We start from the raw sequence: 13,982 nt of genomic DNA on the forward strand, positions 1-13,982 counted from the left end.
CTAGGGGGCCGCAGATGGACGGGCAAGCGGAAAAGACGCTTTGAATATCAAAAACGACATGGGCGGTGACGCCAAATCGGAACACAGGTTTCCGATCGGCGCATTTTGCACCCGCAGAAAGACCTCAGCGATCCAGCCAGATGGTTTCACCCGTGGCCAGAGATTGCTGTGCCGCCAGCCCCATGCGCACGGCCCACATGCCGTCGGTCAGGCTGACATCCGGGGCGTCGCGCTCACCGCGCACCAGCGCCAGAAAGCCCTGGTGCTGATAGAAGGTCGAGCCGTTGTGGTCGCCCGCCGCCAGCAGGCGCGGATCGACGGGAATGTCGCGGGCGATCGGACCTTTGGGGTCGCGCGGGCTGACGATGAGCTGCGGCACCGGCGGCTCGCCCAGATGTTCGGGCCAGAACCGGCCCGGCCCGGGGACCAGCGCCTCGATCTTGGCCTTGGGACCGACGACCGAGATTTCCTCCTGATACCGCGCGCCCTCGGCGAACATGCAAAGTTCCAGCATCGCCCGCGCACCCGAGGCGAAATCGACGATGACATAGCCGTGGTCGAGGATGTCAGGCGTTTCGCCGTCATAGGTTTCGTCCAGATGGTTCACGGCCTGACCGCCGCTGGCGCTGATGCGCACTGGGTCGGATTGCAGGATCAGGCGCATCAGGTCGAAGAAATGACAGCATTTCTCGACGAAGGTGCCGCCCGTGTTGCGGTTGAACCGGTTCCAGTTGCCGACCTTTTCCAGAAACGGAAAGCGGTGTTCGCGGATGCTCAGCATCTTGACCCCGCCGCTGGTGTCCTGCGCCTCGGCGATCAGGGCGGCGATGGGCGGCATATAGCGGTACTCCATCGCCACCCAGATCGGACAGGGATAGCTGCGCTCGATCTCGGCCAGACGGGCCGCATCATCGGGGTTGGTGAACAGCGGCTTCTCCACCAACAGCGGCAAGGGACGCGTTTCGGCGATCTGGGCGATCTGATCCACATGCAGATGGTTGGGGCTGGCGATGACGAGGCAGTCCAGCGCCGCGACCGCCAGCAGGTCCTGCACCGAAGCCATCATCCGGGCCCCCGGCACAATCGCCTGCGCGGCGCGCGCCATCTCGGGGTCGGGCTCGAAAATGGCGGCCACTTGCGTGCCCTCCAGCAGGGCGATGTTGTGCAGGTGTTCCTGCCCCATCATGCCACATCCGATCAGCCCGTAATTGATGGTCCGGGTCATGCGCGTTTCCTCGTCATTTCAGTCGTTGGACGTAAGTTGCCCGGTCCGGGTCGAACCAGGTTTTCGAAAACTCGACGGGTTCAGGCCGTTCCGACCAGCTGAACCGCTCGATGTAACCGACGGTCTCGCCCGCCGGCCGGGTGAAGTTCGCAGGGGTCCAGTCGGGCAGCCGCCCGACCGAAACCCGATCCTCGGCGCGGGTGATCCAGAACCCAAGCTGCTGCTGGTAATAGCGATAGAGCGAGTCCGACAGCAGCCGCCGGTCGATCAGACCGGCTGATTCGTCCAGCCAGATCTCCTCGACCGCGATGATTGTGTCATTCAGATAGCGCATCCGCCGCACGCGCGACCCGCGCCGCGAGGTGCCGAAATCGGGCAGGTCGGCGGGTTTGTCCAAGTGATCGACCGACAGGATGTCGGCGCGCGGCAGGCCGCCGCCCTCGGGCAGCTCCAGCCGGAACATGGCATAGACGCTGTTCTGGGTCCCGGTCTCACGCACATAGTTGCCCGAGCCCTGGATCCGCTCGAGCATCCCCTTTTTTTCCAGCTCGGCGAGCGATTTTCGCAGCGTTCCGACCGAGACGTTCAGCTGCGCCGCCATGTCCCGCTCGGGCGGCAGACGCTCGCCGTCGATCAGCCGGCCGGCGGCGATGTCGCGGATCAGCAGCTCGGCGATCTGCACATAGATCGGCAGGGCGTTGGGGTTTCTGGTGGATGGGGGCACGCGGGCGCTTCACTTGGTCGCAGAAAAAATTGATACACTATTGATCTACATCAATGTGGTTGCTACGCAAGAGAAAAGTTGAGCCCGGCAGGAGAGAGAATCAGATGACGATCGTCCCCATCACATCCCCCGATCTGGATGCGGCCGAGGTTTCGTGGTTCGCGGCGCTGTGCTCGGACGATTATCAGTTTCTCGGTGTGCCCGACGGCGATCTGCGCTCCAGCTGGGAACATTGCTCGGGCATCGTGAAAGAGGCCGAGGCGCAGGGCTTCCGCAACATCCTGTGCCCGTCCTCGTATCAGGTGGGGCAGGACACGCTGAGTTTCGTGGCCGGCTGCGCCCCGATCACAGAAAAGATCAACCTTTTGGCCGCCGTGCGCTGCGGCGAGATGCAGCCGATCATGCTGGCACGCACGATCGCGACGCTGGATCACATGCTGAAGGGGCGGCTGACGGTCAACATCATCTCGTCGGATTTTCCGGGCGAAAAGGCCGAGAGCAGCTATCGCTACCAGCGCTCGCGCGAGGTGGTCGAGATTTTGAAACAGGCCTGGACGCAGGATGAGATCAACTATCAGGGTCAGGTCTACAATTTCTCGGGCCTGACGACCGATCCGGCCAAACCCTATCAGATCGGCGGGCCGCTGCTGTATTTCGGGGGCTATTCGCCCGATGCGCTGAAGCTTTGCGGCCAGCATTGCGACGTCTATCTGATGTGGCCCGAAACCAAGGACCAGCTGGCCGAGCGGATGAAGGCCGTACACGCGGTGGCCGACGAATATGGCCGCACGCTGGACTATGGCCTGCGGGTACACATGATCGTGCGCGACACCGAGGCCGAGGCCAAGGAATATGCCGATTATATCGTGTCGAAACTGGATGACGAATACGGCCGCGCAATCCGCGAACGGGCGCTGGACGCCACCTCATTGGGTGTTTCGCATCAGGCCAGGAACCGCGAGCTGGCGGACAAATACGGCTATGTCGAGCCGGGCCTGTGGACGGGCGTCGGCCGGGCGCGGTCAGGCTGCGGCGCGGCGCTGGTGGGGTCGACAGACCAGGTGCTGTCGAAGATCGAAGAGTATCAGAAGATGGGCATCCGCGCCTTCATCTTCTCGGGCTATCCGCATATGGACGAGGCCCGCCATTTCGGCACCCGTGTGATGCCACATCTGAAAACCTGCTCCCTTCCCGAAGCCTATGGAAGGGTCCCTGCTGACACCCCGGCGACGCCGCTGGGCAACGGAGTTCGTCGTTGATGCAACGTATCAAGCTTTCTGACACCCTGGAGCTGAGCCGCCTCGTCTATGGCATGTGGCGGCTGGGCGATGACAGCGATACCTCGGCCGCGCATGTGGCGGCCAAGATCCACGCCTGTCTGGATCAGGGCATCACCAGTTTCGATCAGGCCGACATCTATGGCGACTATGGCGCCGAGGCGATTCTGGGCAGCGCCCTGCGCGCCAATCCCGGCCTGCGGGATCGGATGGAGATCGTCACCAAATGCGACATCGTCGCCCCCTGCGGGCGCTATGCGGATGCCAAGGTGAAATACTATGACACCTCGCGCGCGCACATCCTGAAATCGGTCGACACCTCGCTGCGGGAAATGGCGATCGACCATATCGACCTGCTGCTGATCCACCGCCCCGACCCGTTCATGGACCACCATGAAACCGGCGCTGCGCTGGATGAGGTCGTGGCTAGCGGCAAGGTCCGCGCGGTGGGCGTGTCGAATTTCCGCCCCTGGGACTGGCAGCTGCTGCAATCGGCCATGAAGACCCCGCTGGCGACCAACCAGATCGAGATTTCTCTGGGCGCGATCGCCCCGTTCACCAATGGCGATCTGGCGTTTCACCAGCAGCACGGCCACCCGGTGATGGCGTGGTCGCCGCTGGGCGGCGGAGCGCTGATGGCGGGCAATCCTCCGGTTGGCGTCGTCGCGGATGAGATCGGCGCGCAGTTCGGCGTCGACCGTGCCGCGGTGGCCGTGGCCTTCCTGCTGGCCCATCCGGCCGGCATCCTGCCGGTTCTGGGCACCAACAGCCTGGACCGCATCAAGCGCATCTCGGACGCCCTGAAAGTCAATCTGGATCGTGAAGCCTGGTTCCGCCTCTACGAGGCGGCGCTGGGGCATGAGGTACCATGATGAACGCATTTTCGAACGACATGGCGCGCACCTTCATTCCGCACAAGGACGACACCCGCACCCTGCGGGACGCTTTCGGCCGGTTCGCCACCGGCGTCACCGTCGTGACCTGCGACAGCCCCGACGGGCCGGTCTGCATCACGGCCAACAGCTTTTCCTCGCTGTCGCTGGACCCGCCTTTGGTGATGTGGGCCGGAGACCGGAATTCGCGCCGGTTCCCCTATTTCCGCGCGGCCCGGCATTTCAGCATTCACGTGCTGTCGGCCGACCAGGCCGAGCTGTGCTTTGGCTGCTCGAAAGACGCCTTTGCCCTGCGTGACATCGACCACGACCGCTGCGAAAACGGTACGCCGCTGCTGCGCGGATGCCTGGCGCGGTTCGAATGTGAACAACATGCGTATCACGATGCGGGCGATCACGTTATCGTGGTGGGCAAGGTCTTGCGGGCCAGCATGGCGGACGGAGACGCGCTGACCTTTTACGCCGGCAAGCTCGGCCAATTCGCGCACCAATAAGCGCGGGACACGGTCGCGGGCCAAACCCGCGGCCTGAACAGGGAGGATCCGCATGGGCGGATTGACATCGGTGCTTGCGCCGATTGCATTCGTGAACGAAACCGCGCTGCGTCTGGGCCGCGCGGTTGGCGTCGTTGCGATCGCCCTCATGGTGATCGCGATCCTGATTCAGGTGTTCTTCCGATACGTTCTGGGCAACGCCCTGCCCTGGCCCGACGAGGCGGCGCGGTTCTGCATGTTGTGGATGACCGGCCTGATGGCACCCACCGCCTTTCGGCGCGGCGGGTTCGTGGCCATCGACATGCTGGTCCGCTTTCTGCCCCGCGTACCCGGCCAGTTGCTGAACCTGTTTCTGCTGCTGCTCAGCCTGACGGTTCTGGTGGTCGCCGTGCGCATCGGCTGGTCCGAGGTCACGGGCTTTGGCGGGCGTTTCGCCACCGCCGCGCTGTACCTGCCCACCTCGTTTGGCTTTGACGAATGGTACCGGATCCCGCGCAGCTGGATGATGGCATCCCTTCTGGTGGGTGTGATCCTGCTGCTGTCGGTCAACATCGAACTGATCCTGCGCTCGATCATCACCATGCTTGGCGGCGGTGACCTGCTGCCCGAGATCCCCGAAGCCGCCGTGGGGGCCGAATAGATGCTGGTCTGGTTCCTGCCCGTCTTTCTGGTGTTTCTGCTGATCGGCCTGCCGGTCTTTTTCGCGCTGCTGGCCGCGCCCGGCCTGCTGCTGTGGCTGAACGGCCAGACCAACGACATCACACTGCTGTATCGCAACGTCTACAACGGGATGGACAGCTTTCCGTTGATGGCCATCCCCTTCTTCATGCTGGCCGGAGAGCTGATGAACCGCGGCGGCATCACCATCCGTCTGGTCGAGTTCAGCCAGGCCCTGATGGGGCACTTGCGCGGCGGGCTGGCGCATGTGAATGTGCTCAGCTCGATCCTGTTCGCGGGGCTGTCGGGCTCTGCGGTGGCCGACACCTCGGCGCTAGGATCGATGCTGATCCCGGCGATGGAGAAGCAGGGCTATACCCGCAAGTTTGCCGCAGCGATCACCGCAGCCAGTTCGGTCATCGGACCGATCATCCCGCCCTCGGGGATCATGATCATCTATGCCTATGTCATGGGCGAAAGCGTCGCGGCCCTGTTTCTGGCCGGCATCGTGCCGGGCGTCATGGTGGGCATCGGCCTGATGCTGATGATCAAGGTCATGGCGAACCGCTATGATTTCCCGGTGGCCAGCCGCAAATACACCTGGCCCGAGCGCGGTCAGGCCAGCCTCAAGGCGTTTTTCCCGCTGATGACGCCGGTGATCATCCTGGGCGGCATCCTGGGCGGCATCTTCACCCCGACCGAGGCCGCCGCCGTTGCCGTGGGTTATGCCTTCATCATCGGGTTTTTCGTGCTGCGCACGCTGACCTTGAAAGAGGTGCCCGAAGTCCTCAGCAATGCGGGCATGACCTCGGCCGTGGTGCTGCTGCTGGTGGGGGCGGCGATGGCGTTCAAGACCGTGGTCAGCCTCAGCCACGCGCCCGAGCAACTGGCCGCGCTGATCCTCGGACTGTCGGAAAACCCGCTGATCCTGCTGTTCCTGATCAACCTGCTGCTGTTCGTCGTGGGCATGTTCCTGGATGCAGGCCCGGCGATCATCATCTTGGGTCCGATCCTGGGCCCGATCTTCACCAGCCTGGGGGTCGACCCGATCCATTTCGCCATCATCATGAGCGTCAACCTGACCGTTGGCCTGGCCACGCCGCCCATGGGGCTGGTGCTGTTCGTGGCCGCCGCCGTGTCACGCGAACGGGTAGAAACCATCGCCAAGGCGATCCTGCCGTTCCTGGCCGTCGAAATCGCAGTGATCTTCCTGATCACCTATGTCCCCGCAATATCCATGACGATTCCGCGTTTGACGGGATTTGCAAACTAGACTGAGTACCACAGGGAGGAAACGCATGCTCAGAACATTCTTCAAAACCGCAGCACTGGCCACGTCGCTGGTGGCGGCCTCGGCGCTGGCGGCCTCGGCGGCCGACTACACGCTGCGCGCTACTGCCAACTCGAACGAAAACGACGAGGACTATGACGGCTTGGTCGTGTTCAAGAACTTCGTCGAGAACGCCTCGAACGGCGCGATCGAGGTCGAACTGTTCATCGGCACGCAGCTGTGCTCGAACGGCGCCGAATGCCTGCAGGGCGTGGCCGACGGCACCATCGACATCTACATCTCGACCTCGGGCGGGGCCTCGGGCATCTTCCCTTACGTGCAGGTTCTGGACCTGCCCTATCTGATGGCCGACGACCGCATCGCCGAGCGAGTACTGTCGGGTGATTTCACCCGCAAGATGCGCGAAATGGCGCTGGAAGATTCGGGCGGCGCGATCCGCCTGATGACCATCGGCAACACCGGCGGCTGGCGCAACTTCGCCAACACCAAGCGCCGCGTGACCCAGCCGTCCGACATGGACGGGCTGAAGATCCGCACCGTGGTCGCAGACCTGCCGCAGGAACTGGTCAAGGCCCTGGGCGCCTCGCCCACCCCTATCCCGTGGCCGGAACTGTTCACCAGCTTCCAGACCGGTGTGGTCGACGGCTCGAAGAACGGCATCACCGACATCATGGGCATGAAATTCCCCGATGCCGGCCTGCAATATGTCACGCTGGACGGGCACGCCTATATGGGCGCGCTGTGGTGGATGAACAACGCCAAGTTCCAGGAAATGCCGGAAGATCTGCGCCGTGTCGTCGTCGATGGGTTCTATGCGCTGCAGCAGGCCACCTTTGCATCGCCCAAGCGCAAGTCGATCCAGGCCTACGAGGATTTCGTGGCCGGTGGCGGCGACCTGTACGTGCCGACCCCCGAAGAAAAAGAGGCGTTCAAGCAGGCCGCGACCCCGGTCTATGACTGGTTCCAGCAGAACGTCGCGCGCGGGGACGAGATCTATGCCGCGCTGACCGCGGCCGTGGCCGAGGCCGAGGCCGAGATCAACGCGGAACGCGCCGCCGACCTGAACTGATACAGTTCGGGCCGGGATGACGCGTCATCCCGGCCCGCCCTTACCGAAAGGGGTACATCCACCCCTTGTAGTCATTGACCAGCACATGGGCCTTTTCGATCTGTTCGGGCGTCATCTTTTTGACCACCTCTTCCAGGCTGATCGCCGCATCGGGGTCGCCGCCGATGGCGCTGAGCGTATACCACATGTAGGCCCGCACCAGATCAGGCGCGGGCAGGCCCAGACCCAGCTCGTAATACCATCCGACACCCGATTGCGCGCCCGGATGCCCCTTCATCGAGGCACGCAGATACCATTCGAACGCGCGCTCGTAGTCCTGCTTAACCCCAAGGCCAAGGCCGTACATCACGCCGATCAGCTCCTCGGCCTCGGCGTTGCCCGACCGGGCCGCCGGCAGAAGCTGTTCGCGCGCGGCGGCAAACTTGCCCGCCTCCATCAGGTCGCGGGCCTGTTCCAGTTCGGCCCAAACGGGCGTGGCGGCAAGACAAAGGGCAAGCACAAGCTGGCGCATGGTGCGGTGGGTCTCCTGTTTTGCGGGGCGGCCTGGGCGCAGGACCTGCCCGCGCCACTGACCGATGACGACTTTCTGTTCTTTGATAGGGAACAGGCCGCGATCGGTCACCAGCTATTTTATGACCCGATCCTGTCGGGCAACCGCAACATCAGCTGCGCCCATTGCCACCACCCCGATTTCGGCACCTCCGACGGCCTGTCGCTGGGCATCGGCGAGGGCGGCGAGGGTCTTGGCCCCGACCGCACACCCGGCACCGGGGCGGACCGCATCCGCAAACGCATCCCGCGCAACGCGCCGGGCCTATGGAACTTGGGCGCGCGCGACATCCACACGATGTTCCATGACGGGCGGCTCAGCCTGTCGGACGTCTATGGCAACGGGTTCAACTCGCCCGCGCAGGAATGGCTGCCCGAAGGGCTGAACTCGCTGCTGGCCGCGCAGGCGCTGTTTCCGCTGACCGCTCAGTTCGAAATGGCCGGGAACGTGGCCGAGAACGAGGTCACCGGCGCCGTGCATGACCGGATCGACAAGGGCTGGCCGATTCTGGCCAAGCGGGTGCGGACCGACCCCAAATACGGCCCGGCGATGGTGGCCGCCTTTGACGACGTGGACAGCACCGAGGACATAACCATCACCCATGTCGCCAACGCTCTGGCCGCTTTCATGGCCATCGAATGGCGCAGCACCGACAGCCCGTTCGACCAGTACCTGGCCGGAGACGAGACCGCCCTGACCCCCGATCAGAAGGCCGGGATGCGGCTGTTCTACGGCAAGGCGCGGTGCGCCACCTGCCATTCGGGGCCGCTGCTGTCGGATCAGAAATTCCACGCGCTGGCCCTGCCGCCATTCGGCCCGGGCCGCACCCGGCAATGGGACGCCTATGCCCGCGACGTGGGCCGCATGGGCGAAAGCGACCGGCTGGAGGACGCCTACCGGTTCCGCACGCCCATGCTGCGCAACGTGGCGCTGACCGCACCCTATGGCCACAACGGCGCCTTTCCCGACCTCGAAGGGATCATCCGCCATCACCTGAACCCGGCAACCAGCCTGTCGCGCTGGACAACCGATCAGGCCGCGCTGCCCAAGGCGCCGTGGCTGGAACAGACCGATTTCATCGTCTGGCAGGACCGGTTCGAGATGGCGCGCCAACGCGCCAAGGTCGACATCACGCCAGTTGCTCTGAGCGACGATGAGATCGCGCAACTGGTGGTGTTCCTGCACGCCCTGACCGGGATGAGCGTGGACGCGCCGCCCTTTGGCGTGCCCGCGGACTTCAAGCCCTAGGAAAAACCCCCGCCGGATCGGGCGGGGGTTTCAGGTTTTTTTATTCGGCGGCTTCCTCGTACGCTTCCATGGGCGGGCATGTGCAGACGAGGTTCCGGTCTCCGTACGCGTTGTCGACGCGGTTGACGGGCGACCAGTATTTGTCGACGCCCATGGAACCCGGCGGGAAGCAGGCCTGTTCGCGGGTGTAGGGTCGGTCCCACTCGCCCACCAGGTCGCGCACCGTGTGGGGGGCGTTCTTCAGCGGGTTGTTCTCGGGGTCGATCTTGCCGTCGATCACATCCTGCGCCTCGGCGCGGATCGACAGCATGGCGTCGCAGAAGCGGTCCAGCTCGTCCTTGGGTTCCGATTCCGTCGGTTCGACCATCAGCGTGCCGGCCACCGGCCAGGACATGGTCGGCGCGTGGAAGCCGCTGTCGATCAGGCGCTTGGCCACGTCATCGACAGTGATGTTGCCGGCCTCGGCCAGGGGGCGGGTGTCGAGGATGCATTCATGCGCCACCCGGCCGGACTCGGAGGTGTAAAGGATCGGATAGGCCTCCTGCAGACGCGCGGCGATGTAGTTGGCGTTCAGGATCGCAACCTTGGTCGCCTGGGTCAGACCCGCGCCGCCCATCAGCAGCACATAGGCCCAGCTGACCGGCAGGATCGAGGGCGAGCCGAAGGGCGCCGCCGAGACCGGCCCCACGGCGGTGCCGTATTCCGGGTGGCCCGGCAGGTAGGGCTCCAGATGCGCCTTGACGCCGATCGGGCCCATGCCGGGGCCGCCCCCGCCATGCGGGATGCAGAAGGTCTTGTGCAGGTTCAGGTGGCTGACGTCGCCGCCGATGTCGCCGGGGCGCGACAGGCCCACCATGGCGTTCATGTTGGCCCCGTCGATATAGACCTGCCCGCCGTGGTCATGGGTGATCTGGCAGACCTCCTGCACGGTTTCCTCGAACACGCCGTGGGTCGAAGGATAGGTGATCATGCAGGCTGCCAGGTTGTCCGAGTGCTTCTCGGCCTTCTCGCGGAAGTCGGTCAGATCGATGTTGCCCTTCGCGTCCGCCTTCACCGGCACCACCTGCCAGCCGACCATCTGTGCCGAGGCCGGGTTGGTGCCATGCGCCGAGGTCGGGATCAGGCAGACATTGCGATGCCCCTGCCCGTTGGCGATGTGATAGTTGCGGATCGTCAGCAGGCCCGCATATTCGCCCTGCGCGCCCGAATTGGGCTGCTGGCTGATCGCGTCATAGCCGGTGATCTGGCACAGCTTGTCGTTCAGATCGGCGATCATCTCGTGATAGCCCTGCGCCTGATCTTCCGGAACGAACGGGTGCATATTGGCGAACTCGGGCCAAGTGACCGGGATCATCTCGATCGTCGCGTTCAGCTTCATGGTGCAGCTGCCCAGCGGGATCATCGCCCGGTCCAGCGCCAGGTCGCGGTCGGCCAGACGGCGCATGTAGCGGGTCATCTCGGCCTCGGCCCGGTTCTTGTGAAAGATCGGGTGGGTCAGGTAGGGCGTCTCGCGCAGCGCATAGTCCGGCAGGCGGTACTGCTTGTTCGAGCTGTCGTCCTTCTTGTCGATGCCAAAGGCACCCCAGACGGCCTCGATCGTCTCGGACCGGGTCTGTTCGTCGAGGCTGATGCCGACGCGGGTCTCGCCAACCTTACGGAGGTTGACGCCGCGCGCCACGGCCGCCTCCATGACGGTCTTCTGCAGCGGGCCGACCTCGACGGTGATGGTGTCGAAGAACACCTCGGGTTCGACCTTGAAGCCGTGCTCTTCCAGCCCGGCCGCGAGGCGCGAGGTCTTGCGGTGTACCGACTGCGCGATCGCCTTGATTCCGTCGGGGCCGTGGTACACGGCATACATCGAGGCGATCACCGCCAGCAGCGCCTGCGCGGTGCAGACGTTCGAATTGGCCTTCTCGCGGCGGATGTGCTGTTCGCGGGTCTGCAGCGCCAGGCGATAGGCCTTGTTGCCGCGGCTATCGATGCTGACGCCGATGATCCGGCCCGGCATCGCGCGCTTGAGTTTGTCGGTGGTGGCCATGTAGGCGGCGTGCGGGCCGCCATAGCCCATCGGCACGCCGAAGCGCTGGGTCGAGCCCACGGCGATATCGGCGCCCATTTCGCCCGGGGATTTCAGCAGCGCCAGCGACAGGATGTCGGCGGCGACGATGGCGATCGCGTTGTGTTCATGCAGCGCCGCAATCTCCTTGGTGAAGTCGCGCACGTGGCCATAGGTGCCCGGATACTGGAAGATCGCGCCAAAGACCGCGCCGGGATCCAGTTCGTCGGGATCGGCTACCTTGACGTCGATGCCCAGGGGCTCGGCCCGGGTCTTGATCACCGCGATGGTCTGCGGGTGGCAGTTGCGGTCAACGAAGAAGGCCGCGTTGTTGGCCTTGGACCGGCCGCCGCGCTTGGCCATCGCCATCGCCTCGGCCGCTGCGGTCGCCTCGTCCAACAGCGAGGCGTTGGCCACGTCCAGCCCGGTCAGGTCGCTGACCATGGTCTGGAAGTTCAACAGCGCCTCGAGCCGGCCCTGGCTGATCTCGGGCTGATAGGGCGTATAAGCGGTGTACCAGGCCGGGTTTTCCAGGATGTTGCGCAGGATCGGCGCAGGCGTGGTGGTGCCGTAATAGCCCTGACCGATCAGCGAGGTCAGAACCTTGTTCTTACCCGCCACTTTTTTCATGTGATAGAGCGCGTCGCGTTCCGTCATCGCCGGACCCCAGTCCAGCGGGTCTTTCTGCCGGATCGCCGGGGGGACGGTGGCATCGATCAGGTCGTCCAGCGTCTTGAAGCCGATTACCTTGAGCATGTCGCGCATCTCGGTCGGGCTGGGACCGATATGGCGGCGATTGGCAAAGTCATAGGCTTCGTAGTCGGTCAGTTTGAAGGCCATTGCAGCGCTCCCATGGATAGGTCAGGCCCGGCGGAGACTGCGGGAGCCTCCGACGGGGATATTTCTTGCCAGATGAAGGGCGGAGCCCAAATTCGGCGGTATATGAAAAACGATGGAGCCCCATGCCGGGACTCCGGTCGGGTTTACCCGATGAACGTCTTGTAGGCGGCCTCGTCCATCAGATCTTCCAGCTGCGCGGCATCGGTGATCTTGATCTTGTAGATCCACGCTTCGCCCTCGGGATCCTCGTTCAGCGCGCCCGGGTTGTCGGCCAGCGCTTCGTTCACCTCGAGGATCTCGCCATCGACCGGGGCATAGATCTCGGAGGCCGCCTTGACGGATTCGATCACCCCGATCTCGCCGTCCTTCTCGAACTCTTCACCCACCTCCTGCTGCTCGACGAAGACCACCTCGCCCAGCTGCTCGGCCGCGTGCTTGGTGATGCCCAGCGTGGCCGTGTCGCCCTCGACCGTCAGCCATTCATGTTCTTCGGAATAATAGGTTGCCATGATGTCTCTCTCCTGACTTCAACGCTTGTAATTCTGTTTGACGAAGGGCAGCGCCACGATCCGCGCCGGCTGCGCCTTGCCCCGGATGATCAGGCTCACCTGTTCGCCCGGCTCGGAGTGGCCAGCGGCGACATAGCCCATCGCAACCGGACCGCCGACCGTCGGGCCGAACCCGCCCGAGGTGATCTGACCGATCGTGTTGCCCTGAAGATCCTGCACCTCGGCCCCCTGTCGCGCCGGGGCGCGGCCGTCGGGCTTGATCCCAACCAGCTTGCGCGTGGGGCCGGCGGCCAGCTCTTTCTGGATGCGTGCCGCGCCGGGAAAGCCGCCCTCTTCCTTGCGCCGCTTCTGGATCGCCCAGGCCAGGTTGGCCTCGATCGGCGAGGTGCTCTGGTCGATGTCATTGCCGTAAAGGCACAGCCCCGCCTCCAGCCGCAGGCTGTCGCGCGCGCCCAGGCCCGCCGGCTCGCAATCCTCATGCGCCAGCAGGGCGCGGGTGATCTCGATCGCCTTGTCCTCGGGGATCGAGATCTCGTAGCCGTCCTCGCCCGTGTAGCCCAGCCGCGAGATCCGGCATTCGACGCCGTTGATCGGGGCCACGGTGGTTTCCATGAACTTCAGATCGCGGGCGGCCGGGCACAGTGCGCCCACCACGTCCTCGGCTTTCGGGCCCTGAACCGCCACCAGCGCGCGGTCGAAGATCTCGATCACCTCGACCCCGTCCAGATGCGCGCGCATGTGCGGAATGTCCTGATCGCGCAGCGCCGCGTTCACCACCACGAAGAAATGATCGCCCGCGTTCGACACGATCAGGTCGTCCATGATCCCGCCGTCTTCGTTGGTGAAGAACCCATAGCGCGCCTTGCCTTCGGGCAGTGTCGCAAAAGCCTGCGGGCACAATGCCTCGAGCTTCTCGCCCACATTCTCACCCCGCAGGATCACCTGGCCCATGTGGCTCACGTCAAACAGCGCCGCCTTCTCGCGGCATTGCTTGTGCTCGCCCATGATCCCCAAAGGATACTGAACAGGCATCTCCCAGCCTGCAAAGTCAACCAGCTTGCCACCCAGTTCGACATGAAGAGCGTGCAGCGGCGTGCGGCGGAGCGTGTCTGTCATTTCAATGACCTTTCCTTGGATAAGACCGCAGGG

At 64.3% G+C, this 13,982-nt stretch carries 13 protein-coding genes; 7 read left to right on the forward strand and 6 right to left on the reverse strand.

Going from position 1 to position 13,982, the window contains the following annotated elements; genetic code table 11:
• Positions 1 to 124 precede the first annotated feature (124 nt).
• A complete protein-coding gene (locus AC2FMD_RS13480) occupies positions 125 to 1,225 on the reverse strand; it encodes a Gfo/Idh/MocA family protein (protein WP_496743397.1) in 1,101 nt (366 codons plus the stop codon).
• Between the two features lie 13 nt (positions 1,226 to 1,238).
• Positions 1,239 to 1,949 (reverse strand): GntR family transcriptional regulator, encoded by a 711-nt coding sequence (locus tag AC2FMD_RS13485; protein ID WP_170342101.1) that lies wholly within the window; start codon positions 1,947 to 1,949, stop codon positions 1,239 to 1,241.
• A gap of 104 nt (positions 1,950 to 2,053) precedes the next feature.
• On the opposite strand from AC2FMD_RS13485, the gene AC2FMD_RS13490 reads away from it, so the two are divergent.
• Genes AC2FMD_RS13490 through AC2FMD_RS13515 form a run of 6 tightly spaced genes read left to right on the forward strand, consistent with a single transcriptional unit; the run spans position 2,054 to position 7,630 of the window.
• Entirely contained in the window at positions 2,054 to 3,208 is a 1,155-nt protein-coding gene (locus AC2FMD_RS13490) for an LLM class flavin-dependent oxidoreductase (RefSeq protein WP_496710803.1), read from the forward strand.
• Positions 3,208 to 4,098, forward strand: a complete 891-nt coding sequence (locus tag AC2FMD_RS13495; RefSeq protein WP_496680662.1) for an aldo/keto reductase — start codon at positions 3,208 to 3,210, stop codon at positions 4,096 to 4,098. Before AC2FMD_RS13490 ends, AC2FMD_RS13495 begins: the two co-directional genes overlap by 1 nt.
• Positions 4,095 to 4,613, forward strand: a complete 519-nt coding sequence (locus AC2FMD_RS13500) for a flavin reductase family protein (RefSeq protein WP_496680661.1) — start codon at positions 4,095 to 4,097, stop codon at positions 4,611 to 4,613. Before AC2FMD_RS13495 ends, AC2FMD_RS13500 begins: the two co-directional genes overlap by 4 nt.
• 52 nt (positions 4,614 to 4,665) lie before the next feature.
• Complete coding sequence (locus tag AC2FMD_RS13505) at positions 4,666 to 5,253, forward strand: TRAP transporter small permease (RefSeq protein ID WP_496680659.1); 588 nt, start codon at positions 4,666 to 4,668, stop codon at positions 5,251 to 5,253.
• Positions 5,254 to 6,543 carry a TRAP transporter large permease gene (locus AC2FMD_RS13510; RefSeq protein ID WP_093964183.1) on the forward strand — a complete coding sequence of 430 codons (1,290 nt, stop codon included), beginning with the start codon at positions 5,254 to 5,256 and terminating at the stop codon, positions 6,541 to 6,543. It abuts the gene before it with no gap.
• A 25-nt stretch (positions 6,544 to 6,568) separates the two neighbouring features.
• Positions 6,569 to 7,630, forward strand: a complete 1,062-nt coding sequence (locus tag AC2FMD_RS13515; protein ID WP_496680656.1) for a TRAP transporter substrate-binding protein — start codon at positions 6,569 to 6,571, stop codon at positions 7,628 to 7,630.
• Between the two features lie 40 nt (positions 7,631 to 7,670).
• On the opposite strand, the gene AC2FMD_RS13520 is transcribed toward AC2FMD_RS13515, so the two are convergent.
• On the reverse strand, positions 7,671 to 8,141 hold the full coding sequence (locus tag AC2FMD_RS13520; RefSeq protein WP_496680654.1) for a tetratricopeptide repeat protein: 471 nt from the start codon (positions 8,139 to 8,141) through the stop codon (positions 7,671 to 7,673).
• A 6-nt stretch (positions 8,142 to 8,147) separates the two neighbouring features.
• Here AC2FMD_RS13520 and AC2FMD_RS13525 point away from each other — a divergent pair, with 6 nt between their 5' ends.
• Entirely contained in the window at positions 8,148 to 9,428 is a 1,281-nt protein-coding gene (locus tag AC2FMD_RS13525; protein ID WP_496680652.1) for a cytochrome-c peroxidase, read from the forward strand.
• A 40-nt stretch (positions 9,429 to 9,468) separates the two neighbouring features.
• Here the strand turns inward: AC2FMD_RS13525 and gcvP are convergent, their stop codons facing one another.
• From gcvP to gcvT, 3 genes are all read right to left on the reverse strand, one after another.
• On the reverse strand, positions 9,469 to 12,324 hold the full coding sequence (gene gcvP / locus AC2FMD_RS13530; RefSeq protein WP_496795110.1) for an aminomethyl-transferring glycine dehydrogenase: 2,856 nt from the start codon (positions 12,322 to 12,324) through the stop codon (positions 9,469 to 9,471).
• A 143-nt stretch (positions 12,325 to 12,467) separates the two neighbouring features.
• Positions 12,468 to 12,833 carry a glycine cleavage system protein GcvH gene (gene gcvH, locus AC2FMD_RS13535; RefSeq protein WP_496680648.1) on the reverse strand — a complete coding sequence of 122 codons (366 nt, stop codon included), beginning with the start codon at positions 12,831 to 12,833 and terminating at the stop codon, positions 12,468 to 12,470.
• Between the two features lie 18 nt (positions 12,834 to 12,851).
• Positions 12,852 to 13,949 (reverse strand): glycine cleavage system aminomethyltransferase GcvT, encoded by a 1,098-nt coding sequence (gene gcvT / locus AC2FMD_RS13540; RefSeq protein WP_496742607.1) that lies wholly within the window; start codon positions 13,947 to 13,949, stop codon positions 12,852 to 12,854.
• Positions 13,950 to 13,982 lie beyond the last annotated feature (33 nt).

It is taken from the genome of Ruegeria sp. BHSC276, from assembly GCF_059612945.1.

Bases quoted from the DNA above. Each gene is read 5' to 3' on its own strand.
- AC2FMD_RS13480 (WP_496743397.1), bottom strand. From the start codon at position 1,225: ATGACCCGGACCATCAATTACGGGCTGATCGGATGTGGCATGATGGGG.
- AC2FMD_RS13490 (WP_496710803.1), top strand. From the start codon at position 2,054: ATGACGATCGTCCCCATCACATCCCCCGATCTGGATGCGGCCGAGGTT.
- AC2FMD_RS13495 (WP_496680662.1), top strand. From the start codon at position 3,208: ATGCAACGTATCAAGCTTTCTGACACCCTGGAGCTGAGCCGCCTCGTC.
- AC2FMD_RS13500 (WP_496680661.1), top strand. From the start codon at position 4,095: ATGATGAACGCATTTTCGAACGACATGGCGCGCACCTTCATTCCGCAC.
- AC2FMD_RS13505 (WP_496680659.1), top strand. From the start codon at position 4,666: ATGGGCGGATTGACATCGGTGCTTGCGCCGATTGCATTCGTGAACGAA.
- AC2FMD_RS13510 (WP_093964183.1), top strand. From the start codon at position 5,254: ATGCTGGTCTGGTTCCTGCCCGTCTTTCTGGTGTTTCTGCTGATCGGC.
- AC2FMD_RS13515 (WP_496680656.1), top strand. From the start codon at position 6,569: ATGCTCAGAACATTCTTCAAAACCGCAGCACTGGCCACGTCGCTGGTG.
- AC2FMD_RS13520 (WP_496680654.1), bottom strand. From the start codon at position 8,141: ATGCGCCAGCTTGTGCTTGCCCTTTGTCTTGCCGCCACGCCCGTTTGG.
- gcvP (WP_496795110.1), bottom strand. From the start codon at position 12,324: ATGGCCTTCAAACTGACCGACTACGAAGCCTATGACTTTGCCAATCGC.
- gcvH (WP_496680648.1), bottom strand. From the start codon at position 12,833: ATGGCAACCTATTATTCCGAAGAACATGAATGGCTGACGGTCGAGGGC.
- gcvT (WP_496742607.1), bottom strand. From the start codon at position 13,949: ATGACAGACACGCTCCGCCGCACGCCGCTGCACGCTCTTCATGTCGAA.